The organism is Sulfurospirillum diekertiae (assembly GCF_002162315.1).
GTDB lineage: Bacteria > Campylobacterota > Campylobacteria > Campylobacterales > Sulfurospirillaceae > Sulfurospirillum.
Window position 1 is genome coordinate 2,067,823 of the sequence record NZ_CP021416.1, and the last position, 25,809, is coordinate 2,093,631.

22 protein-coding genes, 3 tRNA genes, 3 rRNA genes and 1 pseudogene are annotated in these 25,809 nt (G+C 41.6%); 4 read left to right on the forward strand and 25 right to left on the reverse strand.

The features are described 5' to 3' along the window. Nucleotides 1-5: 5 nt before the first annotated feature. Genes fliE through flgB form a run of 3 tightly spaced genes read right to left on the reverse strand, consistent with a single transcriptional unit; the run spans nt 6 to nt 1,246 of the window. Entirely contained in the window at nt 6-302 is a 297-nt protein-coding gene (gene fliE / locus Sdiek1_RS10515) for a flagellar hook-basal body complex protein FliE (protein ID WP_087439079.1), read from the reverse strand. Nucleotides 303-307: 5 nt separating this feature from the next. After that, nucleotides 308-802 (reverse strand): flagellar basal body rod protein FlgC, encoded by a 495-nt coding sequence (flgC, locus tag Sdiek1_RS10520; RefSeq protein ID WP_087439080.1) that lies wholly within the window; start codon nt 800-802, stop codon nt 308-310. Between the two features lie 9 nt (nt 803-811). Next, on the reverse strand, nt 812-1,246 hold the full coding sequence (flgB, locus tag Sdiek1_RS10525) for a flagellar basal body rod protein FlgB (protein WP_087439081.1): 435 nt from the start codon (nt 1,244-1,246) through the stop codon (nt 812-814). A gap of 120 nt (nt 1,247-1,366) precedes the next feature. Here flgB and Sdiek1_RS10530 point away from each other — a divergent pair, with 120 nt between their 5' ends. The 3 genes and pseudogenes from Sdiek1_RS10530 (at nt 1,367) to Sdiek1_RS10540 (ending at nt 4,011) form a co-directional block, all read left to right on the forward strand. Then, nucleotides 1,367-2,527: an FtsW/RodA/SpoVE family cell cycle protein gene (locus Sdiek1_RS10530; RefSeq protein WP_087439082.1), complete on the forward strand. Its 1,161-nt coding sequence runs from the start codon at nt 1,367-1,369 to the stop codon at nt 2,525-2,527. Then, nucleotides 2,524-3,559, forward strand: a pseudogene (murG, locus tag Sdiek1_RS10535) (undecaprenyldiphospho-muramoylpentapeptide beta-N-acetylglucosaminyltransferase). The gene Sdiek1_RS10530 and the pseudogene murG overlap by 4 nt, the downstream one beginning before the upstream one ends. Then, nucleotides 3,553-4,011 (forward strand): GNAT family N-acetyltransferase, encoded by a 459-nt coding sequence (locus Sdiek1_RS10540; RefSeq protein ID WP_087439083.1) that lies wholly within the window; start codon nt 3,553-3,555, stop codon nt 4,009-4,011. Before murG ends, Sdiek1_RS10540 begins: the two are co-directional and overlap by 7 nt. Before the next feature lie 6 nt (nt 4,012-4,017). Here Sdiek1_RS10540 and Sdiek1_RS10545 read toward each other — a convergent pair. Continuing rightward, nucleotides 4,018-4,094, reverse strand: a tRNA-Arg gene (locus tag Sdiek1_RS10545). Between the two features lie 69 nt (nt 4,095-4,163). Here Sdiek1_RS10545 and Sdiek1_RS10550 point away from each other — a divergent pair. Continuing rightward, nucleotides 4,164-5,042 (forward strand): nucleoside recognition protein, encoded by an 879-nt coding sequence (locus tag Sdiek1_RS10550; protein ID WP_087439084.1) that lies wholly within the window; start codon nt 4,164-4,166, stop codon nt 5,040-5,042. Here Sdiek1_RS10550 and Sdiek1_RS10555 read toward each other — a convergent pair. The 21 genes from Sdiek1_RS10555 to Sdiek1_RS10655 form a co-directional block, all read right to left on the reverse strand. Further along, entirely contained in the window at nt 5,035-5,355 is a 321-nt protein-coding gene (locus Sdiek1_RS10555; RefSeq protein ID WP_161492029.1) for a thioredoxin fold domain-containing protein, read from the reverse strand. The genes Sdiek1_RS10550 and Sdiek1_RS10555 overlap by 8 nt on opposite strands. A gap of 69 nt (nt 5,356-5,424) precedes the next feature. Beyond that, the gene (locus Sdiek1_RS10560) at nt 5,425-6,315 is read right to left on the reverse strand and encodes a DMT family transporter (RefSeq protein WP_087439086.1); all 891 of its coding nucleotides are present in this window, start codon (nt 6,313-6,315) and stop codon (nt 5,425-5,427) included. A 59-nt stretch (nt 6,316-6,374) separates the two neighbouring features. Then, a 5S ribosomal RNA gene (gene rrf, locus Sdiek1_RS10565) occupies nt 6,375-6,490 on the reverse strand. A 135-nt stretch (nt 6,491-6,625) separates the two neighbouring features. Continuing rightward, nucleotides 6,626-9,538 (reverse strand): 23S ribosomal RNA (locus tag Sdiek1_RS10570). Between the two features lie 318 nt (nt 9,539-9,856). After that, nucleotides 9,857-9,932: transfer RNA gene (locus Sdiek1_RS10575), tRNA-Ala, on the reverse strand. 1 nt (nt 9,933) lies between these two features. Then, nucleotides 9,934-10,010, reverse strand: a tRNA-Ile gene (locus Sdiek1_RS10580). Between the two features lie 88 nt (nt 10,011-10,098). Next, nucleotides 10,099-11,607, reverse strand: a 16S ribosomal RNA gene (locus Sdiek1_RS10585). Together the 16S, 23S and 5S rRNA genes with 2 tRNA genes alongside form the textbook arrangement of a ribosomal RNA operon. A gap of 253 nt (nt 11,608-11,860) precedes the next feature. Continuing rightward, on the reverse strand, nt 11,861-12,562 hold the full coding sequence (locus tag Sdiek1_RS10590) for a pilus assembly FimT family protein (RefSeq protein WP_087439087.1): 702 nt from the start codon (nt 12,560-12,562) through the stop codon (nt 11,861-11,863). 12 nt (nt 12,563-12,574) lie between these two features. Beyond that, nucleotides 12,575-12,724: a hypothetical protein gene (locus tag Sdiek1_RS14870; protein WP_161492030.1), complete on the reverse strand. Its 150-nt coding sequence runs from the start codon at nt 12,722-12,724 to the stop codon at nt 12,575-12,577. 104 nt (nt 12,725-12,828) lie between these two features. Beyond that, the gene (locus Sdiek1_RS10600; RefSeq protein WP_087439089.1) at nt 12,829-13,536 is read right to left on the reverse strand and encodes a hypothetical protein; all 708 of its coding nucleotides are present in this window, start codon (nt 13,534-13,536) and stop codon (nt 12,829-12,831) included. Between the two features lie 229 nt (nt 13,537-13,765). Next, nucleotides 13,766-14,335, reverse strand: coding sequence for an aminodeoxychorismate/anthranilate synthase component II (locus Sdiek1_RS10605; protein WP_087439090.1), 570 nt, complete (start codon nt 14,333-14,335; stop codon nt 13,766-13,768). A 360-nt stretch (nt 14,336-14,695) separates the two neighbouring features. Then, the gene (locus tag Sdiek1_RS10610) at nt 14,696-15,961 is read right to left on the reverse strand and encodes an MFS transporter (RefSeq protein WP_087439091.1); all 1,266 of its coding nucleotides are present in this window, start codon (nt 15,959-15,961) and stop codon (nt 14,696-14,698) included. Beyond that, on the reverse strand, nt 15,958-18,093 hold the full coding sequence (aas, locus tag Sdiek1_RS10615; protein ID WP_087439092.1) for a bifunctional acyl-ACP--phospholipid O-acyltransferase/long-chain-fatty-acid--ACP ligase: 2,136 nt from the start codon (nt 18,091-18,093) through the stop codon (nt 15,958-15,960). Before aas ends, Sdiek1_RS10610 begins: the two co-directional genes overlap by 4 nt. Nucleotide 18,094: 1 nt before the next feature. Continuing rightward, nucleotides 18,095-18,403 (reverse strand): ArsR/SmtB family transcription factor, encoded by a 309-nt coding sequence (locus tag Sdiek1_RS10620; RefSeq protein WP_087439093.1) that lies wholly within the window; start codon nt 18,401-18,403, stop codon nt 18,095-18,097. Between the two features lie 98 nt (nt 18,404-18,501). Continuing rightward, nucleotides 18,502-19,488, reverse strand: coding sequence for an amidohydrolase family protein (locus Sdiek1_RS10625; protein WP_087439094.1), 987 nt, complete (start codon nt 19,486-19,488; stop codon nt 18,502-18,504). A gap of 78 nt (nt 19,489-19,566) precedes the next feature. Further along, nucleotides 19,567-20,916, reverse strand: a complete 1,350-nt coding sequence (citG, locus tag Sdiek1_RS10630) for a triphosphoribosyl-dephospho-CoA synthase CitG (RefSeq protein ID WP_087439095.1) — start codon at nt 20,914-20,916, stop codon at nt 19,567-19,569. Then, entirely contained in the window at nt 20,917-22,416 is a 1,500-nt protein-coding gene (gene citF / locus Sdiek1_RS10635; RefSeq protein WP_087439096.1) for a citrate lyase subunit alpha, read from the reverse strand. Then, nucleotides 22,413-23,300 carry an aldolase/citrate lyase family protein gene (locus tag Sdiek1_RS10640; RefSeq protein WP_162494885.1) on the reverse strand — a complete coding sequence of 296 codons (888 nt, stop codon included), beginning with the start codon at nt 23,298-23,300 and terminating at the stop codon, nt 22,413-22,415. Before Sdiek1_RS10640 ends, citF begins: the two co-directional genes overlap by 4 nt. Continuing rightward, nucleotides 23,297-23,596, reverse strand: a complete 300-nt coding sequence (gene citD, locus Sdiek1_RS10645) for a citrate lyase acyl carrier protein (RefSeq protein ID WP_087439097.1) — start codon at nt 23,594-23,596, stop codon at nt 23,297-23,299. The genes Sdiek1_RS10640 and citD overlap by 4 nt, the downstream gene beginning before the upstream one ends. Next, nucleotides 23,593-24,612 (reverse strand): [citrate (pro-3S)-lyase] ligase, encoded by a 1,020-nt coding sequence (gene citC / locus Sdiek1_RS10650; RefSeq protein WP_087439098.1) that lies wholly within the window; start codon nt 24,610-24,612, stop codon nt 23,593-23,595. The genes citD and citC overlap by 4 nt, the downstream gene beginning before the upstream one ends. Next, nucleotides 24,609-25,664: an AbrB family transcriptional regulator gene (locus Sdiek1_RS10655; protein WP_161492031.1), complete on the reverse strand. Its 1,056-nt coding sequence runs from the start codon at nt 25,662-25,664 to the stop codon at nt 24,609-24,611. The genes citC and Sdiek1_RS10655 overlap by 4 nt, the downstream gene beginning before the upstream one ends. Nucleotides 25,665-25,809: the final 145 nt, after the last annotated feature.

Consider the following 25,809-nt stretch of genomic DNA (forward strand, 5'->3'; position numbering starts at 1 on the left):
GAAAATTAAATTTGTGTCCTAGCAATCTCTTTGTAAGCACTGAGTGCTTTATTGCGAATTTCTAACATCATTTTCATACTCATTTCTGCTTTATTGATGGCAAGAGCCGCTTGATGTAAATCTTTCACTTCCCCCGTGGCAATATCAGCCATTGCTTTATCACCTTTCACTTGGGAATCATTAATCTCTTCAATAGAATCTTGTAAAATTTTTGAAAAGTCACCACTTGTTGAATCAGCTTTATTAACAGCGATATTGGATTTATTGGTTAATGATGAAAGTGTGTCAATTGTACTAGCCATTTACCTTATCCTTTTAAAATATCTATTGCACTTTGTGCAATGGATTTCGCACTTTGAAATGCTGCCACATTCGCTTGATATGCTCTTGTTGCTTCAACAAGATTGGACATCTCAATTACGGGATTGACATTAGGATATGCAACATATCCTTCAGCATTGGCATCAGGATGGGAGGGGTCGTATTTATATTTAAATTCGCTCTCATCACGTACCACTTTATCCACTTTAACACTCATTATAGCAGGATTGGCATTTTCTTGCAAGAATGGGTCGTCAAGCGGATTTTCATAATCAAGCATATTGTTTTGCTTAGCAATTTTAGCGTTCAATGTTTTGTTAAAATCAATCGCTTTAAAGACAACATCTTGGCGCTGATAAGGACCACCTTCACTGGTACGCGTGGTATTAGCATTTGCAATATTGGAGCTAATAACTTCCATACGATAGCGTTGAGCAGAAAGTCCGTAACTGCTAATATCAAAACCGCTTAAATAGGCCATCTGTTTTCCTTATATTTTTGACGAATATTCAATAACGCTTTTAAAGATAAGACTATCTTTTTGTAAAGCTGAGCTTAACGCATTAAACATCATGGCATTTTTACCGAGCTCTGAAGACTCAACATCTAAATCGACCGTATTACCATCATTTCGAGCCATTTGTCCATCTCGAAGATAGACTGTTGCTTTAGAACTATCAAAATCAGTAATGCCACTTAAGTGTGCACCATCGGTTTGAGCCATTTCAAGTTTAGTGGAAGCATTATTCGTACCATAAATTTCTTTTGTTTTTGCAATCAATGCACTTTCAAAGTCCACATCTCTTGCTTTGTAAAAAGGTGTATCAATGTTTGCGATATTACTAGATACAAGATCTTGCCGCATTGATCTAGCATTTAAGCCTTCAACCATTAATTTATTTGATTTGCTAATCTCAAAACTCATCGTTTTCCTTTCCACATTTCTTGTTTTATACAAGCAAATTTTATTCCAAATTGCGATACTATAAGGTTTAATCTATTTTAGTGTAGAATAATATAAATCCCAACTATACAATAAGAAACCATGGAAACAGATAAAATACTTTTTTCACTCAGCACCTTTGCCATCTGTGTTGGCATCGTTTTTTCATTGTCCTTACCTGTGTTTACGACACTTTTCTTTGACTATTCAGAGTACCATTTCTTCATCCGACAATTTGCTGTAGGAATGGTGAGTATCACTATAATGTGGGCGCTTTCACAAGTAGACCCTGATAAATTCTTAATCCATATTGGCTTCACAATATTTCTCAGTTGTCTTCTCCTTATGGGTGTAATGCACTACCTTCCAGAATCTTTAGTAACCTCTGCTGGGGGAGCAAAAAGGTGGATCAGACTACCAGGATTTTCACTTGCACCTGTTGAGTTTTTTAAAATTGGTTTTGTTTATTTTTTGGCGTGGAGTTTTGCAAGGAAACTCAATAATGATAAAAAATCACTCAAAGAAGAGATGAAGCTTATCCTCCCGTATTTGGCTGTTTTTGTCTTAGTTATCTACTTGATAGCCGTAATGCAAAATGACCTTGGACAAGTGATTGTTTTAGCATTGACCCTTGCAGTAATGGCATTTTTTGCAGGAACAAGTCTTCAACTTTTTATGCTTGCTATTTTAGGCTCCATTTTTGTTTTTCTTGTGGCAATTTTTAGCTCCAGTCACCGAATCTTGCGTATCAAAACATGGTGGGCAACCATTCAAAACATGGTACTTTCCCTCTTCCCCGAAAAAATAGCAGCCGTCTTACGGGTCGAAGATGCACCTGAGCCTTACCAAATTTCACACTCACTCAATGCAATTAAACATGGTGGTATTTTTGGAGAGGGTATTGGTAATGGAATGTTTAAACTAGGCTATTTAAGTGAAGTTCATACGGACTTTGCCCTTGCTGGTATTGCGGAAGAGCTGGGAGCACTGGGTGTCACTATTTTGACCTTAGTTATTATCACGATTGTTTATCGTATTTTTAAAATTGCTAGCCGAAGTTCCAATAAAGTTTATTACCTCTTCTCTCTTGGCATTGGACTTCTCATCGTTTTTTCTTTCTTAATGAATGCTTATGGCATCACTTCTATTACCCCTATTAAAGGTATTTCTGTTCCATTTATTAGCTATGGTGGTAGTTCTATTTTAGCACTTGCTGTGGGTATTGGAATGGTATTGATGATTAGTAAAAAGGCTAAGCTATGATTGCTATTACGGGTGGAGGAACAGGTGGTCATTTGGTTATTGCCCCGTGCTATTAAAGAAGAGTTAAATAAGCGCGGACTCAAACCCATTTACATTGGGTCTACTGCAGGGCAAGATCAAACGTGGTTTGAAAATGATACGGGATTTGAAAAAACCTATTTTTTAGAAAGTCGTGGTGTGGTCAACAAAAAAGGGATACATAAAGTCCTTGCCCTCTTTACGATCATTCGTTCAGCCTTTACATGTAAAGCTATTTTCAAAAAACATCAGATCAAATATGTTTTTTCAGTGGGTGGATATTCTGCTGCTCCAGCTTCATTTGGAGCACTACTGTGCGGTATACCGCTTTATATTCATGAACAAAATGCCATTCAAGGTAAACTCAATTCCCTTTTAAGACCTTTTTCTAAAGCATTTTTTAGCTCCTATGACACGAAAGCAACCATGACTAGCTACCCCGTGAGTGAAGCCTTTTTTAAGAGTCAAAGAGAACGATCGAATCTTAAAACGATCATCTTTTTAGGAGGAAGCCAAGGAGCAACCTTTATTAACCATCTAGCACTTAAAATGGCAAAGCTTTTACAACAAGAAGGTATTGCTATTATTCATCAAACAGGGAAAAAAGAGTTTGAGCAAATAAAAAAATTTTACGAAGATGAAGGTATTTTAGCAGACGTATTTGATTTTTCTAATGATATCCCTGAAAAACTTATGCGTGCCGACTTTGCTATTAGCCGCTCAGGAGCGAGTACATTATGGGAACTTTGTGCTGCAAATGTACCCGCATTATTTATTCCCTACCCTCATGCAGCCGCAAACCACCAATACTTTAATGCAAAAGCACTCGTAGATCAAGAAGCAGCACTTATCCTTCCACAAAAAGACATTGACCCAGTAGCACTTTTAACTCACATTAAAAGTATCAATCTCTTAAATGTTTCCAAAAAATTATCTCAACTCATTCATGATGGTGGGGCTAAAGAAATCGTCGACTCAATGTTACAACCCAAAAATAAGGAGAACCCATGTTAGAAAATCTTATTGTTCGTATTGCAACGCGTGATGATGCTAAAGAAATAGCCGAATTTAATGTACTATTTGCAAAAGAAACTGTTAATAAAAATGTTTCACTTGCCCTTACAACGGAAGGTGTCCACCAAGTCTTTTCAAAATTTCACAATGGCTTTTACCTTATTGCTACGATTGATAATGTAATCCTTGGATTAGCTATGATTACCAGAGAGTGGAGTGATTGGAGCAATGGTGCTTATTATTGTATTCAAAGTATTTTTGTCACAGATCATGAACATGAAAAAGAGATCCATGATGCACTTTTAGATAAGGCAAAATCATTGGCAAAAGAGCACTATGATGTATGTGGCATCAGACTTTACGTGCATAAAGACGATAAAGCAACACAAAAAGCATATGAAGAGTTGGGATTACAAAAAACAAAATATAGGGTATTTGAAGAGACATTTTAAACGAAATGGTGCGCCCGAAGGAATTCGAATCCCTGACCTCCGGTACCGCAAACCGATGCTCTATCCAGCTGAGCTACGAGCGCACATATTTGTTTGAGGTCGGTATTATATCTTAGCTAAGATAAATTAAGTATTAAAAAAAAGAGCCAAAAATGCCATTTAGTCTACAAAGATCACTTCAAACATCGTTAAAAAGTTCTTGGACGATTTTGAAGCTCATTGTACCTATTTACATTTTGGCAGACATTCTATTCTATTACAACCTTCTTTCGTATATTACCTTTATCTTTAAACCACTGGTCGCATTTTTAGGGCTCCCTCAAGAAACAGCTCTTTCTCTTGTGAGTGGACTTTTTCTCAATCTTTATGCAGCCATTGCCTTTGCAGCACCTCTTGGGCTTAGTGCTAAAGAATGGACTATCCTAGCCATTTTTTTAGGCATAGCACATGCTCTTATTGTTGAAACAGAAATTATGAGGCGATTAGGTATTTCTAGAGTATATTCCATTCTTTTAAGGCTCAGCGTTGGATTACTAGTAGGAGGACTAACCTCAAAACTTCCTCAGAGTTGGTTCTCTAATGAACTAAGTCAAGAAGCTGTAGTACCATCACACCCTTTGTATCATTCACTCTTAGATCTATTACAAAATTCTTTGTATGAATCGCTTTCGCTATCACTAAAAGTCATGCTACTGGTTACTACACTTATTTTCGTTCTTGACTTCATTAAATCACTGCAAATGATTGAACAGCACTCACAAAAAGTCAATAGCGGTTTTTCAATTTTAGTCGGTGTAATTTTAGGAATCACTTATGGTGCGGGTATATTAATTGCAGAATATGAAAAAGGTTTTTTACAAAAACGAGAAATTTTATTTATTGGTACCTATTTAATGATCTGTCATGCGATTATTGAAGATACACTCCTTTTTGTTATCTTTGGAGCCAATTTGTGGATTGTGGTAGGCTTACGCATCATGTTTGCAACCCTTATCGCTTATCTTGTCTTAAAATATAAAAAAATTACTTAAATTCTTGCTCATATACTTCATCTAAAAGTTCTATAAAACTTACAGGTTCAATATAACCCGCAAAATCATCTATAATTTTGAGATCACTTGGCGATAAAATTAAATTGGTAGGAAAATACTTTACATGTAAAGCTTGTGGCAATTTAGAATCTTCTTTATTTATCGTTACATGTAAATACTTTTTTTCAATCTGATTACGATATATTGTATTTTCAAATACGTCTTTTTCCATTTTAATACAATAAGGACAAAGCTCTTTTGTCACGCTTAATAAAATTAATTTCTTTTCATTCAGTGCTTTTTTGCGTTTCAACTTCCAAAAACTCCGCATGCAATGAGAGTGCACCTAAGAGAAATATGAATAAAACACAAATCCATTTTTTCATCTATCAACCTTTTTAACTCTTTGCTGTAAGAATAAACCCATTATAATAAAAATTAAACCTATAAATGTTGAAAGAAGAATTGTCTCCCCAACAAAAATAGTGATAAATGCTAAAGACAAAAAAGGAGAAATAAAAATAAGATTTGCAATCTTTGCCGTGTTTGTACTGAGCTTCATTGCTTGTAACCACAGTATAAATGTAATACCCATTTCAAAAACACCTATATACATCGAACCTAGAAAACCATAGAGATTAAATACCAAAGGATGGGGTGTCATAAAAGCGTAAAGCAAAATGGCAAGGACACCAAAGCAAAAATTGATAAAAAGACCTACGAGAGGATCTACATGTAACTTCGTATTGTAAATCCAATAGAGTGACCATAAGACGGTTGAAAAAAGCGCTAGAACAACACCTATAAGGCTGGAAAACGAAAAACTCCAAAGATCACCATGTGTCGAAATAATAAGAACACCACAATAGCAAATCAATCCTGCTAAAAAGTCATAAACACTTATTTTTTGTTTTAGAATAAAAACGGACAGATAGGTTAATGTCAATGCCCACGTATAATTGATAGGCTGAGCCTCTTGTGCAGGTAACAGTTCATATGCGCGAAACAAGACTAAATAATAGATAAAAGGATTTATAAGCCCCAGCAAGGCAAGCTTAAAATAGGTTTTTTTTGAATACGTCAATAAAATATGAAATTTTCGCTGATACCCCATCGCACAGAAAAACACACATAAAGAAAAAAATGAAGCATAAAGAAGAAGGTTTAAGGCATCAAAATAGGCTAACGAGAGTTTAAAAGCACTTGCAACTGTAGACCAAAGAAGTACGGAAGATAATGCATAAATGTAAGCTTTTTTTTGATTTTTTATCAAGGGAAAGCGCCTTTGAATAAGACGAGATAAAAGGTATGTTGTAAAAGAAAGAATCACGGAACTGGCAGCGACCTACGTTTCCATCCCAGTAAGGGAAAGTATTATCGGCGATGAAGAGCTTAGCTTCCTGGTTCGAAATGGGACAGGGCGTTTCCTCTTCTCTATAGCCACCAGAATCGTGAATTAAATCTATGTCGTATTATAACGAAATAGGCTTAATTCACCATTCTTCAGGTGATTTTAGTATTGTCTAGTCAACAAAGCGCTTTACACTTAATAAGGAAGTGAAATAGCATTATCATACGTAATAATATGTAAGCCAAACGACCTATTAGTACTGGTCAGCTAAAGGGCTCTCACCCATTACACACCCAGCCTATCAAACATGTAGTCTTCATGAGGTCTTCAGGGAAAGTTAATCTTGGAGTTGGCTTCCCGCTTAGATGCTTTCAGCGGTTATCACATCCGAACATAGCTACCGGGCGATGCTCTTGGCAGAACAACCCGTACACCAGTGGTTCGTTCAACCCGGTCCTCTCGTACTAGGGTTAACTCTCCTCAACTTTCCTACGCCCACGGCAGATAGGGACCGAACTGTCTCACGACGTTCTGAACCCAGCTCGCGTACCGCTTTAAATGGCGAACAGCCATACCCTTGGGACCTGCTCCAGCCCCAGGATGCGATGAGCCGACATCGAGGTGCCAAACCTCCCCGTCGATGTGAGCTCTTGGGGGAGATCAGCCTGTTATCCCCGGGGTACCTTTTATCCTTTGAGCGATGGCCCTTCCACACAGAACCACCGGATCACTATGACCGACTTTCGTCTCTGCTCGACGTGTATGTCTCACAGTCAAGCTGGCTTGTACCATTATACTCTGCGAACGATTTCCAACCGTTCTGAGCCAACCTTTGTAAGCCTCCGTTACTTTTTAGGAGGCGACCGCCCCAGTCAAACTACCCACCAGACATTGTCCTGAACATAGATAATATGTCCCAGTTAGCTATCAGAATAAAGAAGAGTGGTATCTCAACAATGGCTCAAGTACAACTGGCGTCATACTCTCAAAGCCTCCCACCTATCCTGCACATCTTTATCCCAACAGCAGTGTCAAGCTATAGTAAAGGTCCACGGGGTCTTTCCGTCTTGCCGCGGGTAGGAGGAATTTTCACCTCCACTACAATTTCACTGGATTCCTGGTCGAGACAGCTCCCATCTCGTTACGCCATTCATGCAGGTCGATATTTAATCGACAAGGAATTTCGCTACCTTAGGACCGTTATAGTTACGGCCGCCGTTTACTGGGGCTTCGATCAATGGCTTCGCTTGCGCTAACCACATCAATTAACCTTCCAGCACCGGGCAGGCGTCACACCCTATACATCCTCTTACGAGTTAGCAGAGTGCTGTGTTTTTGGTAAACAGTCGGGAGGGACTCTTTGTTGCAACCTTTTCCGCTTTCGAGAGCAAGTCTCTATACAGAAGGAGGCACACCTTATACCGAAGATACGGTGCTATTTTGCAGAGTTCCTTAACCAGGTTTCTTCCACGCGCCTTAGAATACTCATCTCACCCACCTGTGTCGGTTTACGGTACGAGCAATTACAGATATACTTAGAAACTTTTCTTGGCTCGACGGCATCAACGATTCACCATCCACTCCGAAGAGCATCAAGTGCCTGTCAGGTCTCGAATAAAAGATTACGGATTTGCCTGTAATCTAATCTACACCCTTCGAACAACTATTCCATCAGTTGCCTCGTTTAGCCCTAAGCGTCCTTCCATCGCGCTCTATAATTGGTGTTGGAATATTAACCAACTTTCCATCGTCTACCCCTTTCGGACTCGACTTAGGTCCCGACTAACCCTACGATGACGAACATCGCGTAGGAAACCTTGGGTTTTCGGCGAACGGGATTCTCACCCGTTTTATCGCTACTCATGCCTGCATACTCACTTCTAGCCGCTCCAGCGCTCCTTACCGGTACACCTTCAATGCTGACTAGAACGCTCTCCTACCACTCTATTAAAAATAGAATCTACAGCTTCGGTGGATAACTTTAGCCCCGTTATATTTTCCGCGCAGAATCGCTAGACCAGTGAGCTGTTACGCTTTCTTTAAAGGATGGCTGCTTCTAAGCCAACCTCCTGGTTGTTTGAGCAACTCCACATCGTTTTCCACTGAGTTATCACTTTGGGACCTTAGCTGGTAGTCTGGGTTGTTCCCCTCTTGACGACGCATTTTATCACCCGCCGCCTGACTGCCATGATTACATATACGGTATTCGGAGTTTGACAGGGTTTGGTACCTTGGTATAGGCCCTAGCCCAATCAGTGCTCTACCCCCGTATACTACAACATGACGCTATACCTAAATATATTTCGGAGAGAACCAGCTATCACGAAGTTTGATTGGCCTTTCACCCCTATCCACAAGTCATCCCGAGACTTTTCAACGTCAATGAGTTCGGTCCTCCACTAGCTCTTACACCAGCTTCAACCTGCTCATGGATAGATCACTTCGCTTCGGGTCTGCAGCATCTGACTAATTCGCCCTATTAAGACTCGCTTTCGCTACGGCTCCGAGTTTTCTTAACCTCGCCAGATACCACAACTCGCAGGCTCATTATGCAAAAGGCAGTCCATCACCCTGATAAATCATAGGGCTCTGAATGATTGTAAGCAAATGGTTTCAGGTTCTATTTCACTCCCCTCACTGGGGTTCTTTTCACCTTTCCCTCACGGTACTGGTTCACTATCGGTCTGTAAGTAGTATTTAGGGTTGGGAGGTGGTCCTCCCGGCTTCAGACAGAATACCACGTGTTCCGCCCTACTCAGGATACTGCTAAGATGAATCTAGATTTCGTATATGGGACTATCACCCGCTATGGTTAACCTTTCCAGGTTACTCTACTACCTATCATCATTCTACAACGCAGTCCTACAACCCCTGTTGCAAGCAACAGGTTTGCCCTCTTCCAAGTTCGCTCGCCGCTACTATCGGAATCTCTATTTGATTTCTCTTCCTCTGGCTACTGAGATGTTTCACTTCACCAGGTTCGCTCCCCGCAGGGTAACTGACATTCCTGTCAGTTGGGTTGCCCCATTCGGAAATTTGCGGATCAAAGCTTCTTGACAGCTCCCCGCAACTTATCGCAGTCTAGTACGTCCTTCATCGCCTCTTACAGCCTAGGCATCCACCATTCGCTCTTAATAGCTTACCTATTCGTATTCTAATGCACATTTCACTCCCTTATTAAATGTAAAACATTTAACAAGTTGTAAATTGTTTTTTTTGCGTTTTGTTGACTTTGACAATAATAAATTAAATAACATCTCTATGTTCTTTCATCAGATAGCAAAGCTATCTTAAAGAACCAAACCTAAAGTACAACGCAAAGCGTCGTATTCTAAATTATAGAACATAAACTTAGACTAAAAAGTCTAATATAAAAACAACCGCAATTGTTCTTATATTAGACCTTGTGTCCTCATCTTCACTAACAATGTCTTGATACAATCTTTTACCACTTTTTAAAAAATGGTGGAGAATAGCGGGATCGAACCGCTGACCTCCTGCGTGCAAAGCAGGCGCTCTCCCAGCTGAGCTAATTCCCCATGGTGGGCTTAAGAGGACTCGAACCTCTGACCTTACCCTTATCAGGGGTACGCTCTAACCACCTGAGCTATAAGCCCCTCTTTCATTCAATCTCTCAAAACTAAATAAGCTTCCTTAGCAGTTCTCGCCGGAGCACCATTGTGAGATAGTGTCCCTATACTCTAGAAAGGAGGTGATCCAACCGCAGGTTCTCCTACGGTTACCTTGTTACGACTTCACCCCAGTCGCTGAACCCACCGTGGTCGGTAACTAGTTTAGTATTCCGGCTTCGGGTGAATTCAACTCCCATGGTGTGACGGGCGGTGAGTACAAGACCCGGGAACGTATTCACCGTAGCATATCTGATCTACGATTACTAGCGATTCCAGCTTCATGGAGTCGAGTTGCAGACTCCAATCCGAACTGAGACTAGGTTTTAAGATTTGCTCCACTTCGCAGTATCGCGTCTCTTTGTCCTAGCCATTGTAGCACGTGTGTAGCCCTGGCCATAAGGGCCATGATGACTTGACGTCGTCCTCACCTTCCTCCTCCTTACGAAGGCAGTCTGATTAGAGTGCTCAGCCGAACTGTTAGCAACTAATCACGAGGGTTGCGCTCGTTGCGGGACTTAACCCAACATCTCACGACACGAGCTGACGACAGCCGTGCAGCACCTGTCTCTAAGTTCTAGTAAACTAGCACTCCCGTATCTCTACAGGATTCTTAGGATATCAAGGCCAGGTAAGGTTCTTCGTGTATCTTCGAATTAAACCACATGCTCCACCGCTTGTGCGGGTCCCCGTCTATTCCTTTGAGTTTTAATCTTGCGACCGTACTCCCCAGGCGGCACACTTAATCTGTTAAGTGCATTACTGCAATGACTAGCATCGCAACAACTAGTGTGCATCGTTTAGGGCGTGGACTACCAGGGTATCTAATCCTGTTTGCTCCCCACGCTTTCATGCCTCAGCGTCAATAATGTTCCAGTAGATCGCCTTCGCAATCGGTATTCCTGGTGATATCTACGGATTTTACCCCTACACCACCAATTCCATCTACCTCTCCCATATTCTAGGTAACCAGTTTCGAGAGCAGTTCAACGGTTAAGCCGTTGGATTTCACTCTCGACTTGATTTCCAGCCTACGCATCCTTTACGCCCAGTGATTCCGAGTAACGCTTGCACCCTCCGTATTACCGCGGCTGCTGGCACGGAGTTAGCCGGTGCTTATTCATAAGGTACCGTCATTATCTTCCCTTATAAAAGGAGTTTACACACCGAAATGCGTCATCCTCCACGCGGCGTTGCTGCATCAGAGTTTCCTCCATTGTGCAATATTCCCCACTGCTGCCTCCCGTAGGAGTCTGGACCGTGTCTCAGTTCCAGTGTGCCTGATCATCCTCTCAGACCAGGTATGCGTCATAGCCTTGGTAGGCCATTACCCCACCAACTAGCTGATACAATAAAGCCCCATCCTTTAGCAATAAATCTTTCCCAACTTACCTTATGATAAGAAGGAGTATGGGGTATTAGCAGCCGTTTCCAACTGTTGTCCCCCACTAAAGGGCAGGTTAGCTATACATTACTCACCCGTGCGCCACTAACGAAATAAGCAAGCTTATTTCATCCGTTCGACTTGCATGTGTTAAGCACGCCGCCAGCGTTCACTCTGAGCCAGGATCAAACTCTCCATAAAATTTTTATGAAGTGTTCTTCATTTGACTTAAAGTATCTCTTTTTTTTAATAAAGAGTTGATAATCTCTTTTTTCGCGTCACTGACTAAGGTCGCTTATTTAGATTTCAAAGATTGAATTTGACATTGTTAAAATGGTAATGAACGTGAAGCTTATCCCCTACTTTGGGTACTTCTCTTTAACCCCGCTTTCTCAAACGAGGACGAAATTATATATCCTTACACCTTACAAAGACATTAAAGAAGAAGAGAGGTTTATTGAATGTGTGTGTAACCTGTTTCAGGCTCAATTACAATAACAATTTCACCCTTATTGTTCGCAGTATTATTAGGAAGTGTACATGAAGCTAGGCACAACTTAATATGAACTGTTGATATATTTACTTTATCAACTGAGCTACTTATATGCCCTGCATTACTTAACTTCGTATCACCTCTATACGGCCTTCCTAGTTCATCGAAAACAATTCTACTTGCTGTTGAACCAGTACTTCCTCCTGACATACTTATATCATTTATTCCATAGCTACTTGTAAAATTCAACTTAGAATTTATATGCTCATTTGAACCTGTATCAAAAGAAGAATATGTCGTACCAATAAGATACTTATTCGAATTCAAAGGATCTTTCGCTACTTCAGAATATGAAAAATTAGCAGGGGCATTTGGATTTGCATCATAGCTGGATAAAATAGTGTCCGCCATAATAAAATATGATTGATATCCATTCGCTGTAGAAAAGCGTATCTGCCATCTTCCCAAAAACCAATTACTATCTGTTGCACTAAACTTGTCATCCATCATTGCCAAATGTTGCGTATAACGGATATGACTAACAACTTGATCAGCAGCTTCACGCAAAGAGTTTCGTTGAAAGCCTGTGGAAACGAAATAGGATAAAATGCCTACGACAACAATCACAAATACCAGTTCAAGCATCGTAAACGCGTTTTTCATTTTATCCTCTTTCTAATTTATGCGGTAAAGATAAAACGTTCTGACCGTTTTACCATAATAAACAATATTAATTTGTTCAAATCCTTCTTCTATCTCTTTTTGGTTCATAAGTTTATATGCACTGCCACGTTCGATATTATAAAATTTTAGTCTAAGTGCCATTTTATCATCTTTTATTATGACTTTATGGATGTCTCTAGCTTTTAACTCATGAGCTAGTTCTTTTGCAATATTATAGTTAATTGCAAAATGTTTGGAGGGCTCATTCATAAAAGCATACAATGGTTTATTGAAAAAACTAAGCATTGTATTGATAAAAAAGTGTTATGAGCACTAAGATAAAGAAAAAATGTATGCAATTTACGAAAGGCAGGAAGTCTTACACGATAGCTATTAAAAAAGACCTTAACCATTAACGGTACGGAGAGTACAACAAAAGGAGCAAAATCTTCAAGCAAAAGCTTTTGGCGTAACGAAAGAAGCAATGAAACGACCAGCGAAAAGAAAGAAATATACCATAGAAGATTTTTTTCTTCTTTAATTAAAATGCGATACATTGCATAGACAAAATATAAGAAAAGTAATGGCGAAAACACAATTGCATACACACCTAAAGTATCTATAAAATAACCTCTAGGTTTTCCGCCTGTATCAAATCCATACAGATACATAGAAGCACTAAATAAAATTAGTGTCAAAATAAGCAGGTCCGTTTTGCGTTTCATCAGAGCATAAACAAACAGTGCAATGTAAAAAATAGCAAAGGAATTATCAACAAAAAGACATGCGATTAGCACAATATGAGAAGCTACTTTCCATTCTCTAAGATAGAGATACGTAAATAAAAGGCTGAAAAAGATGACAACTATACCACTGTTGACTAAAAGTGCTACACCATTAACACCTGGTAAAAAGGCATAAATTGCAACCGAAACGATACGATCTATTCGTTTTTTTAAAAAAAAGTTTGCCAATTTTATACAGTAAAATAATGGAAGTTAAATGTAAAAGGATAAAAGGCAAACGCAGCGCAAAATCATTTTGTCCTAAAAGCTGTGTCGAATATACTGCAAGATAATGAACGAGGTCATTGCCATTGAAAAAAGTATAAGCCTCATCGTAGCTAATAGAGATACTCTGTGCACCATACGTAAGTAATGCACTACTAATAAGAAGGATAAGAAGTAAAAAAAAGTCTTTCTCTCATAGTTTTAAAAAGTTATTTAAGATGGCATGACCGTGTTCACTTAAAATGGATTCTGGGTGAAACTGTACACCATAGATTTGTTTATCTTTAATTTGAAGTGCCATGATTTCATGATCGTCCGTACTATATGCTGTTGGAACAACCACATCAGGGAGCCCTTCTTGCTCAACCGTTAAGGAATGATAACGCGTCGTCGTAAACGTTTCAGGAAGTCCATCAAACAGACAGCTGTTGTAAAGTTGTTTTGTAATAGACGTTTTACCATGCATCATACGCTTAGCACGCACGACTTTGCCTCCAAAAGCTTGTCCAATGGCTTGATGTCCTAAGCAAATACCTAAAATGGGGATTTTCCCACCAAAGTATTTTATAACGTCTAAACTCACACCTGCTTCATTTGGAGTAGCAGGACCTGGGGATATAATAATTTTCTCAGGATGAAGCGCTTCAATCTCTTCAACACTCAGCTCATCATTGCGAATTACTTTAAGATCAGCGCCAAGCTCTAAGCAATACTGCACAATATTGTACGTAAAACTGTCATAGTTGTCTATCATCAATACCATGTTTCTTTTTTCCCTCAAATGCTCCGATTTTAAGGAGCTTTTCTATGTAATACACCTTTCTGAAGAGCTAGGTTTTTACCCTATTCCTACACGAAAGCGTAAATATTGATTATTGTATCAATTTTTGTGTTGTTTTAAAATTAAGATGATGAAGAGTTGAAATAAATCAATGTTAGAAGAAAAAAAACGCTCGAACCGGGCAATTCGAGCGTTGATCTTAAAAAATTGGTAGGTTCTACACAAAAAGGAGGTATGTGTCTTACACTCGAAAGTATAGGCTCCTTGTTTAAACAAGATATGAACCATTCGTTAATAAAACCTAAACCTGCACAAATCGTTCATATTCTTTACATGTAAAGCCTAATCAATCCGTTTATACAGCACCCAAGCGATCCATGTTGCGATGAGTCCTGTGCCAATGGCTGCGCTCAAAAAGACTTCAGGGATTCGCCATGAAGCGTCCAATAACACCATCGTAAGTACCGCACCAAGTACCATAAACAGGGCGTTTAAGATGTTATTGGCGGCGATGATGCGTGAGCGAAAGGCGGGGTCACTTTGGTTTTGCATGATGGCGTAAAGCGGTACGCTAAAGAGTCCGCCAAAAAGAGCGATCAATGTTAGATCAATGAGGATGTGCCAAAAGGTGCTGCTTGAAAAAAGGTCTTCGACTGGTACAAAGCTCGAAGAGGTAAGCGCAAAGTCGATTCCAAAAAAAGTCATTCCCAACGCACCTAGTATGATCAAGGAAGGGCGAATGGCATGGTGACTGAGTTTCTCGCAGAGAAAAGAGCCCACGCCGATGCCGATGGTAAAGAGGCTGAGTAACAGCGTTACGGTGGTTTCATCGCCCACTAAAACGATTTTGACAAAGGCGGGGAATTGCGAAAGGAGGAGTGCGCCGTAAAGCCAAAACCATGAAATGGCGATGATGGCAAGAAACACGGTTTTATTGGCATACGCCAGTTTAAGCGTTTGCGCCGTTTGAGAGAAGATGTTGTACGAAAGACTCATCTGCGCATTCAATGAAGGTGCTGTAGGAATGTAGCGACTGCACACATAGCCGATCAGCGCGATTGCCATGCCCATGACACCCGCGATGATACCGCCGTACGTGGAAGCTGCTATTAGCCCCCCGCCAAGCGTTCCGAGTAAAATGGCACCAAAGGTTCCAGACTCGACCAACGCGTTTGCCATGACCAGCTCATTTTCACCCATGTGTTGGGGAATGATGGCGTATTTGATCGGTCCAAAAAGCGTTGAGTGCAACCCCATGCCAAAGACCACGACCAACAGCAGACTAAATCCGTGCATGTAAAAGCCAAGCGTGGCGATGCTCATCAAGACAAACTCCAAAATCTTGACAAGGCGCGTTAAAGAAGCTTTGTCGTATTTATCCGCGAGTGCGCCTGCAAGTCCTGAAAAGATGAAAAAAGGCAAAATGAAAATCGCCCCGATAAGTGGCGCTAAAATCCCTAACGGCAAACTCGTCCAAGCGCTCGCGTGAAACGTCACCAAAATGGCAAGCGTATTTTTGAAAATATTGTCGTTAAACGCACCTAAAAACTGCACCACAAACAAAGGCGCAAATCGCTTTGTTTTTAAAAGGTAGATGGAACTACTCATGCTATCTCGCTTGCCATGGATTTTAAAGTGACATAATCGGTCTTGCCTGTGCCCAAAAGGGGAAGTATTTCCACGTGAACGATCTTTCTTGGTACTGCAATTTCAGGGAACCCGTTGCTTTGAGCGCTTTTTTGCAACGCTTCACGGGTTAAGTTTTTATCGGTCGTAAACAGCACGATCGCTTCGCCTCTAGCGACATCGGGGATGGATGAACTCGCATGCAAAAAGCCGTTCGATGTTAATGTCGCTAATTTTTCGACGGACTCTAGGGAAATCATCTCGCCTGCGATCTTGGCGAAGCGTTTGACACGCCCTTTGATCTGCACAAAACCCGCCTCATCAATGCTCACAATGTCGCCTGTGTTGTACCACCCCTCGCCTGCTTCAGAAGTCGGTTTTTCCAAAATGCCTGGTTTTTCAGCGCGCAAATACCCGCTCATGACATTTGCGCCCTTTACATGTAAAATGCCACCCTCTTCAATGCCAGGAACAGGAACCAATTTATGCTCAATGCCCGGCAATATCTGCCCCACCGTGCCTTTTTTGTACGCCATCGGCGTATTGACCGCGATGACGGGTGCTGTTTCGGTTGCACCATAGCCTTCAAAAATGCGCAAACCAAACTTCTCAAACCAAAGCTCACGCACATTTTCAGAGAGTTTCTCAGCCCCTGCGATGACATAGCGCACTTTATAAAAGTCATATGGATGGGCGTGTCGTGCGTAGTTATGCAAAAAGGTACTTGTCCCTAGCAAAATCGTGCAAGATCTGTCATACGCGATCTCAGGAATAACGCGGTAATGAAGCGGCGATGGGTACATAAAAAGGTGCATGCCTCGAAAGATCGGAAGCAGTGAGCCTGCTGTCAGACCAAAGGAGTGGAAGATCGGCAGGGCATTGAGCATTTTATCTTCCGTGGAAAAATCAACGATAGAGCTGATCTGAGCGATATTGGCAAGCAGCGCTTCATGGGAAAGCACCACGCCTTTGGGTTTGCCTTCACTTCCTGAGGTAAATAAAATCACCGCAGGCTCTTTTTCATCTTGAGAGGTTGCAACAAGGCGTGGAAAGTGAATCGCATAAAGCATCAACCACAGTTTATCCACCAAGCGCATGGTTGCTTTGAGCTCTTCAAGGTAGACGATGCGCACACCTTGCAATGCTTCTAATTTCGGAGCGAGCTTAGCTTGTTCCACAAAAGCTTTTGAAGTGACGATGGTCTTGATCTCAGCCGCAGTACACGCACTTTGCAAACCATCCACACCTGCGGTGAAATTGAGCATGGCAGGTACTCTTTTCATACCTGAAAGTCCCAAAACCAGTGCGAGTGAAGCAACCGCCGTTGGCATCAAAACGCCCACCGCTTCTTCTTTTTGAGTGATAGGGTTTAAGAGTCGTCCCAAACCCAGCGCCATTTTAAGAAGCTGCGCATAAGTGTATTCGATCTGCTTGATGTCTTCCACGATGGCTTTCTTTTTGCCGTACGTTTCAATGGCATCCAAAAAAGTGCCGAAAAGATCGTTGGCAGGACGTGCGTCAAACGAACACTCTTGCATAAGATGGCGCATCGCTTCACCAGAGAGTAGACGTCTTTCATGCGATGTTCCCTCGTGCGAAACGTTGAGTTTGGTTGGCGTGCAATAATGCAGCGTAATCTGCGGAAAAAGCCTGTGCGGGTACGTCTTTGGCATACGAGAGAGTGTACTCAGTGTCGCTCCTTGAATCATCACAGGCACCACGGTCGCATTGGTTTTGACCGCGACAAAGGCACTACCTTCGTAAATCTTCATCAAACTGCCCGTTGTGGTGATGCGCCCTTCTGGGAAAATGACCACAGGTCGTCCGCTCTCGACCAGACGGATAATCGCCTTAATCGCCATCGGATTAGACGGATCGACAGTCAGATGATCGGCAAGCATAAGGAAAAATCGCACGAAAGGGTTTTTGGCGATTTGCGTGTTGATGATAAATACAGGCGAAACGGGCAACATCGCACCTAAAATCAAACCATCTAAAAACGATTGATGGTTGGCAATGATGAGCATCGGCTCATTTTTATTGGCTGTAAAATGCCCCTGAACACGAATTTTAAATAAAAAACGAAGGATGATGCGAAGCACTGTTTTGATCATGTTAGTTCCCGTGTAGATAATTTAAGACATTGCTAAAAGTCGCTTCTAAAAGCGGTTTATTGACCCAAAACCAAACCTCTTTGCCGATCTTCTCACTTAAAAGCACTTCGGCTTGATGAAGGATTTTGAGGTGGTGAGAAACGGTCGTGCGCGCCAAAGGCGAGACTTCAGCGATTTGCCCTGCATTAAGACGCTCTCCATCTTCAAACAGTAGAAGAATTCTTTGACGGTGTGCATCACCTAAAGCCATAAAGATGGCAGACATCGGTTTCCATTCAAGCGGTAAATCTTTCGCGTATTGCATTTGCATCTTATATTCCTAAATGTTTAAGTTTATCGACATAATAATCTTTTTTGTCTAAAATTTTTCTTAAAAAAAAGCGTTTTATGCTTTACATGTAAAGTATCTTACTTCAATTGTAAAACTTTCCGATAATTGGAATAAATAGGATTATTCGCAGGAAAATAGACCAACATCGCTTTCGCATAACGGTCAAACACATTTTTTTCAAGGGCGATGCAAAGGCGTTTTAAAAGCGCTATGTCGTAACTGTTCCACACCGTTGTAAATGGTACGGGGTAGTCGCTTCCAAAAAGCAATTTGGGGTGAATGTCGTTTTGCGTCGAGAGATGGCGCAATACTTTGGCGCGCACGGGCGTTAATAAGGCTGAAACATTGGCGTAGAGATTATCGTGTGTTTTTAGCATCTCAAGCAAGGTAAAATAGTCATCGTTAAAGCGTTTGGGGTTGGATGAGAATGCTTTAACGATGTGACGTGGCTCGTAAGAAAGTGCCATATGTGCGCAAATGACCTTCACACCCACTTCTAAAGGTTGGCGCACCATCTCGATGCTCTCGCAGGTTTTATACGAATGTACGCTGCTCTCGCTTCCCACATGAATGATCAACGGCAAATCAAGGCTCGCAAGCTTCTCAAAGTAAGGTCGATACCGTGCATCACGCGTGTCAACACCCCAATAATTTTGTAAAAACTTTGCCCCTTTAAAGCCTAAGGCATGGTACTTTTCGATCAGCTCTAGTGCATCGGGTCGTTTAGGGTTGATAGAGAAAAATGGGATGATAAGCTCTGGAAACTGCGCGTATAACGCCGCCACATCTTCATTGCTTGCGCAGACGGTTTTGTCTTTATGAAGAACATTGCCCTCATCATCGACCTTTGCATCGACGCCAAAAAGTACGATTTTTTCGATGTACTCTGAGCTTTTCACTGAATTCATCAGCGCGTCGGTGTAGGCTTTGTACGGCTCTTTTGCAAGGACTTTGGCGTCAATGCCGAAGCGTTTGGCAAAAAAACGTAAAGCAACTCTGTCGTAAAAGCGGTTGAAAGAGACTTCACTGTTTAGCAAGTGAACATGCGTGTCGATTGTTTTCATTTCTATATTCCTAATATCTTAAACATATTGGAATATTAATACATGGGAGCTGAAACGATTCTGAAAGAAAAAGCCTTTTTAGCACTCTTTCACGATATGAGAAAGTAACCACGTCATCGCCAAAAGATCGGCACTGCCACCAGGGGAGAGATTTTTTGAGATCATATCGGCGTCCAATTCTCGCAAAAAAGTGTCTAAATTTTCTGCGTTTGGCTTTACATGTAAAAGTGCTTGTGTTTGTGTTTTGGCGTAAGCGAGCCCTTCAACGCCACCTCGTGACCAGAGCGTGCTGTCATCTAAACGTGACATCAGCAACAACAGTGTTTTTTTAAGTGCAATCTCTTCGCCCTCTTCTTTTTTACATGCTTGGAAAAACGGCAAAGCGCTCTCAAAAATGATGTCAAAACCACTCTGCGCAATGCCACGAATGCCACTGCTTCCCGTTTCGTAAAAAAAACGTGCCCCTGCGCTGTTGGGCTTTACATGTAAAAGATCATCTTCGACCAAATTGGCGCACAGTGCTTGCATTTGGGTTTGTAAACGTTTACATGTAAAGCTCTGGTTGCATCCTTTAAGTCGTCCAATGGCTCCACAAAAAACGGCTAAACAGAAGATCATTCCTTTGTGAGTATTGACATTTGACGTGGCTTCAAACATCGCTTTTTCGCAGGCAATGCCAATCTTTCGAAGTCTTACGAAACTCTGTTTGGCATCTTCATGGGCATACGTTTGCGCGGTTTGAATCCATTGTATCACAAACGGTTTGATCGCGCGAATGCTTGTATAGAAGGTATGAATGTCCATATCGTGGTGTGCGCCACTGTTGGCTTGGTCGACCAAACCCGGTTTTGGAGTCAGTTCGACTTCGGTTTGCATGGCACGTTCACACCACAAAGCAATCGAGTGAGCAAACGCATGTTTTTCAACCAACTGTTTGATATAGAGATTTAATTCTGCATAGGTGTGTCTTTGGGAGCGCGCACAAAGCTGTGCTTCCTCTTCACAGGCAAAGCAACGACGTTTTGGAAGTCCAAGCGCACTTCGTGAGAGAATGTTTCCCGTGAGATCCAGCACATCAATATCCATCAAACGCCCGAGGGGATGAGTCATTTCTACTTTACATGTAAAGGCTTTGAGCACCTTTGCATCTACTTTACATGTAAAAAAAGATTCCGCTCCACTTGGGGAAAGTTTGCTTTCGCAGGCGAGTAGTTCGATGCCTTCTTCTTGGAGCATTTCCAAAAGGGCTTGATGCGCTATTTCGTGTGCGACAACCGCTTCATGCGAAAGTTTAATGAGGCTAGGAATATTAATCGTAAGTGAGATAAGCGATGCCAAAGGGTGGCGGCTTAAAAGCTCTTTTTGCTTCCAAGCACGCTCTTCTTTGGCGTATAAAATAGTCTCTAGCGTCGTTGGTTGGTCTATCATTTATGCCAATTGGCGCACGACGTCGATAATGGAACCATCACGGTATCGAATGACCGCAACCACTTTGTCGGTGTATTTGATCTCAGCAGGGACACCACATAATGCAATCGCTCGCTCATAGAGCTCTTCCATCTCAACGATTTGAAGTCCTGCTTTTTTAAGGCGCTCTTTGAGTTCCACATTTTTAGGATTGACTGCGATGCCTTGATCGGTCACGAGCACATCAACGCTAGAGCCAGGCGTTACAATGGTATTGACCCGTTTGGTAACGGTGGGAATACGTCCACGTGTAAGTGGCGCTACGATGATGGAGAGCTTTGCATCTGCAGCCGTGTCACTGTGTCCACCCGAAGCGCCACGGAGTAACCCTTTTGAACCAGTGATGACATTGACGTTAAAGTCAAGATCGACCTCAAGCGCACTTAAAACAACGATGTCAAGCTGACGCGTCGCAGCACCTTTGGAACTGGGGTTGGCGTATTCATTCGCGCTAATCTCAATGTGGTTTTTGTTTTCACCCAAAGATTTTGCGGCAAATTCATCAAAACTTTGGACATCCAAAAGTGTTTTAATCAGACCACGTTTGAGCATGTAAACCATCGTACCGGTGATACCACCGAGTCCAAAGCTTGCGTGGATGCCTTTTTCTTCCATCTTTTCACTTAAAAAGACAGTTGTTGCCAAAGAAGCGCCACCTGTTCCGGTTTGAATGCTAAAGCCCTCTGTAAAAAGCCCTGAATGTTCAATCACTTTTGCCGTATGACCCGCGAGTAAAAGCTCTTTAGGATTGGTCGTCATACGTGTCTCGCCCGCACCAATTTTGGAAGGATCACCCACCTCATCAACCACAACCACCGCATCTACTTGATCTTGGGAAAGACTAGAAGGTACATTGGGATACTCTTCTAAAGATTCGCTCAGAGCGATCACATAGTTTGCGTATTGCGCATCAATCATGGCATAACCAAGTGAGCCACATTTGGAACGACCTGAGTAACCATTGGCATTACCAAAAACATCGCATACTGGTACCCCTAAAAACGCTACATCGATTTTGAGTTCACCCGTTTGAAGCAGATTCACACGTCCACCGTGAGAGTGGATTTGCACTGGTTTTTCCATCAAACCTTTGGAAATCGCTTCACCGAGTTTACTACGAAGTCCTGAAGTATAAATCTCTGTTACCACTCCATTTTTAATGTGCTCAATCACAGGATCATGCACAGAAGCAAGTGAGCTAGAAGCTAAGGTCAGGTTTTTAAAACCCATTTTAGCGATCACATTCATCACGTTATTGAGCAGTAAGTCACCACCACGAAACGCATGGTGAAAAGAGATGGTCATACCGTCTTTCAACCCTGAACGATGAATCGCCTCTTCAATACTCAAACAGAGCTTAGCACGCCTGTCTTCACCTTTCATATGATCTTTACATGTAAAGATGGGAGCACCCACCGTTGTGAGCGTGTCTACTTTAAATTGTTTTTCAAAATCTTTCATTGATCTTCTCCTAAAACACCTGATGCACGGGCTAAATCCATAATCCATTCGGCTCTTAAAATAACAGGAGCATCGACCATCTTACCATCAAGTGAAATAACGCCAAGACCACGTGCTTTCGCATCTTTTGCAGCTTCTAACACTTCAATCGCCCAGTTAATATTTTTCTGTGATGGCGCAAAAGCGCTATGAAGCCATGGAATTTGGTTTGGATTAATCAATGATTTACCATCAAATCCAAGCCCTTTGATATAATCCACTTCGTGCATAAAACCTTCTTTATCTTTGACATCGGAAAAGACGGAGTCAAACGCACCAATTTTTGCGGCACGTGCCGCAAGTAAGATTTGGTTACGTGCCGCCATAAGCTCATTTCCCTCTTTGGTACGTTGCGTATGAAGATCACGTACAAAGTCCTCTGCCCCTAAAGCAATACCCATCATACGTTTTGAACATCTGGCGATATCTACTGCATTAACCACACCTAGCGCACTTTCAATGGCGGCTAAAAGCATCGTCTTTTTCCCTTGCCCAATGCGATTTTCAATATGTGAAATCTCTTGCTCCATCTCTAAAACATCATCTACTGTATCGGTTTTAGGAAGACGAATAATATCCACCCCTCCTCTGATAGCTGCTTCTAAATCTAAGAGACCAAACGGGGAATTGAGAGGATTGACACGAACGGCAGTTTCAATATCTTTATAGGTAAAATGTTGCAACGCATGGAAAACCATCATACGTGCAGAATCTTTTTCACTGAGTGCCACAGAGTCTTCAAGATCAAACATGACGGTGTCTGGCTTATAAATAAACGCGTTACAGACCATTCCGGTGTTAGACCCTGGCACAAACAACATACTTCTTCGTAATTTCTGTTTCATGATAACATACTCCAATCGGGCTCAGCTTGTGATAAAGCTCTTAAAATAGCAGTTTGAACACGCGCTTTAATCACATAATCAAGTGCACCTTTGTCTTGAACAATGAGTTTAATGCTATCCACTTTCATTGCCTTGACCGTCTCCAAGATAAGTGATCGTATAGCATCGCCATAGATCTCTTCGACACTACTTTCCAACTCAATTACGATTTCTTTCTCTTCGATGGGCATTACGCGAACAAAAGCATCGCTCGATTCCAGTGTTCCCGCATGCGCAGTCTCTAGTTTTTTGCTCATTTTACTTCCTCTTTAGACATCATTTTCGCAATCAACGCATACGTTGTCGGAGGGACCAAAGGGAGGATCTCTTCCAAACGATTTTCATGCATTAATTTCCTGACTCTCGAAGCCGAAATTGGCTCACCACCGTACTCAATGCGTCCTAACTCTACCACCTCAATGGGTGGAAATTCACTTGGGCGGACGAGTAGCTTTTTCATCTGCTGATTGTACTCATTTGTCACGGTACAGAAAGGTTCAACGCCTACATATCGGTGCGTAATGCCCAATTGTGGGGCAAGATGATTTCTAAAGATATTCAGATCCAACTCCGTATAAAGTGAATCAATCTGGCGTTTGTCCTTAATAAAATAGGTCGGAAACGTCGCTTTAGAAATAATATAGTCTGAACCCTCATGTATCGTGAGGTTTTCAAGATCTTCCAGGCCTTCACAAATCAGGCGGTAACGATCTTTAAACGTAAAGAAGGAAGCATCTTCCTTCACCACAAACAGATGTACCCATTCGGAGCGTTCACACGCTTGCTCCACCAAATAACGATGCCCTAAGGTAAACGGATTTGCATTCATCACAATGCTACCAACCACATCACCGGTATGTTTATACTTACGCAATCTTTTTTTATACAGATCGATATTATAGCTGTTCTCCATCAAAATAACGTGATGATTTGCTTGTTCGATATACTTAAAGCCACACGATTCAAATACCTCCTGATAATCTGGCTTCGTAAATAAAAACAGATCATGCCTTCCTTCACGAAATGCCACCTTTAAAAGTTCACTCATGAGACTGAGCGCCAAGCCTTCTCCACGCATACTTTCATCCAGTGCAATGTTCTTAAGCACTCGACCACTTAGACCTCCGCACGCTACAATACGGTCATCTTCTTTGGCAATCACAAAAATTTCAACATCTTCTGACATCTCTAAATCAACACTTTGCAAGAAGTCATTGATCTTTTGTCTTCTTACGGTACTGGTTTGAGGGACTTCAGAAAAAACAAAACTCATCGACCCTCTTTCTTATGCAACACCTTCACAAACATGGGCGCAACACTCATGACCAACAACATCCTCACAATATGATGAAGGGCAACATACGGCAAATTTGCCCCTACAATAATGGCGATCACATTCATCTCTGACTGCCCGCCGGGAGAAAAGGCTAACATAATCGAGAGCAGTGGAAAATCAGTCATCCATGAAACAATCGCAATAAAAAGGGATGAGACGATCAGTAAAACGAAAAAATAGCCTAACGTTTGCGCTAAAACTTTGACAATCTCTTTAAGTGTAACCCCCACAAACACAAAACCAACCGTAGTACCTAAAATGAGTTGAATGACTTTAATCACTTCATTAGGAGGACGTGAATAGACAAGCCCTGAGCCATAAATCAGTGCGCCTAAAAACATCGGACCAATCATCGTACCACCCGGAATTTTGAGCTTTAAAGCACCCCACCAGCCTAAAAGTGCACAGAAAGTTAGGATAATCATATCGTGAGGATCACTGTTTAAAAGCGGTTGAGTGATGCTTGCTCTACCATCTAACGAAACATGCGACATCGCTTGAATAATAAAGGGAAGTGTAAAAACGATAAACAGCAGTCGTGACGATTGAGTGAGTGTCACTCTATAGACATTGGCACCCATCGATTCAGCCAACATGACCATTTCAAGCAGTCCTCCTGGCATGGCACTAAAATAGGCTGTCATCTTATCAAACTTCAGCCACTTCCAATAATAGAGCATGCCACAAAAGGTGACGACAATGACAAAAGGAAGAATTAAAACGAGACTGGAGATAAAATCACCCAAATACTTCAAAATATCGGGATGAAAAGCACTCCCAATAGTAATGCCTAAAACGGCGCGTGCAGGAGCGGAAAACATTTTAGGAGAACGAAGAGAAAGAGCCTCAAAACGACTGGCAATAGCAATGGCAACAATAGCACCCAAAAGCCATGGTAAAGGCGTTTTTAAATACGAAAAGATTATGGCACCTATTAACCCTATTAACAATGATGTTAGAAGAGGAAGAGAGCGTTTAAGCCATGGCATTGAATAATCCAAAAATAGTTTAGGTAAACCCAAAAATAGTATCTTCTTTTTCATTAAGAAGAGATAATGAAAAAGAGTAGAAAAATGGCTAAAAATGGTCTTTTTGATGCGTATAAACGCGATTTAAGAGAGGATAACACTACTC

What these genes read in the sequence shown, in the direction of transcription:
- citF (WP_087439096.1), bottom strand. Translation starts at nt 22,416, where the DNA reads ATGAAAGATTTTGAAAAACAATTTAAAGTAGACACGCTCACAACGGTG.
- aas (WP_087439092.1), bottom strand. Translation starts at nt 18,093, where the DNA reads ATGATCAAAACAGTGCTTCGCATCATCCTTCGTTTTTTATTTAAAATT.
- Sdiek1_RS10605 (WP_087439090.1), bottom strand. Translation starts at nt 14,335, where the DNA reads ATGGTATTGATGATAGACAACTATGACAGTTTTACGTACAATATTGTG.
- Sdiek1_RS10540 (WP_087439083.1), top strand. Translation starts at nt 3,553, where the DNA reads ATGTTAGAAAATCTTATTGTTCGTATTGCAACGCGTGATGATGCTAAA.
- Sdiek1_RS10625 (WP_087439094.1), bottom strand. Translation starts at nt 19,488, where the DNA reads ATGAAAACAATCGACACGCATGTTCACTTGCTAAACAGTGAAGTCTCT.
- Sdiek1_RS10620 (WP_087439093.1), bottom strand. Translation starts at nt 18,403, where the DNA reads ATGCAAATGCAATACGCGAAAGATTTACCGCTTGAATGGAAACCGATG.
- Sdiek1_RS10655 (WP_161492031.1), bottom strand. Translation starts at nt 25,664, where the DNA reads ATGCCATGGCTTAAACGCTCTCTTCCTCTTCTAACATCATTGTTAATA.
- Sdiek1_RS10640 (WP_162494885.1), bottom strand. Translation starts at nt 23,300, where the DNA reads ATGAAACAGAAATTACGAAGAAGTATGTTGTTTGTGCCAGGGTCTAAC.
- fliE (WP_087439079.1), bottom strand. Translation starts at nt 302, where the DNA reads ATGGCTAGTACAATTGACACACTTTCATCATTAACCAATAAATCCAAT.
- citG (WP_087439095.1), bottom strand. Translation starts at nt 20,916, where the DNA reads ATGATAGACCAACCAACGACGCTAGAGACTATTTTATACGCCAAAGAA.
- Sdiek1_RS10550 (WP_087439084.1), top strand. Translation starts at nt 4,164, where the DNA reads ATGCCATTTAGTCTACAAAGATCACTTCAAACATCGTTAAAAAGTTCT.
- Sdiek1_RS10590 (WP_087439087.1), bottom strand. Translation starts at nt 12,562, where the DNA reads ATGAAAAACGCGTTTACGATGCTTGAACTGGTATTTGTGATTGTTGTC.
- Sdiek1_RS10530 (WP_087439082.1), top strand. Translation starts at nt 1,367, where the DNA reads ATGGAAACAGATAAAATACTTTTTTCACTCAGCACCTTTGCCATCTGT.
- citD (WP_087439097.1), bottom strand. Translation starts at nt 23,596, where the DNA reads ATGAGCAAAAAACTAGAGACTGCGCATGCGGGAACACTGGAATCGAGC.
- flgB (WP_087439081.1), bottom strand. Translation starts at nt 1,246, where the DNA reads ATGAGTTTTGAGATTAGCAAATCAAATAAATTAATGGTTGAAGGCTTA.
- Sdiek1_RS10610 (WP_087439091.1), bottom strand. Translation starts at nt 15,961, where the DNA reads ATGAGTAGTTCCATCTACCTTTTAAAAACAAAGCGATTTGCGCCTTTG.
- citC (WP_087439098.1), bottom strand. Translation starts at nt 24,612, where the DNA reads ATGAGTTTTGTTTTTTCTGAAGTCCCTCAAACCAGTACCGTAAGAAGA.
- flgC (WP_087439080.1), bottom strand. Translation starts at nt 802, where the DNA reads ATGGCCTATTTAAGCGGTTTTGATATTAGCAGTTACGGACTTTCTGCT.
- Sdiek1_RS14870 (WP_161492030.1), bottom strand. Translation starts at nt 12,724, where the DNA reads ATGGCACTTAGACTAAAATTTTATAATATCGAACGTGGCAGTGCATAT.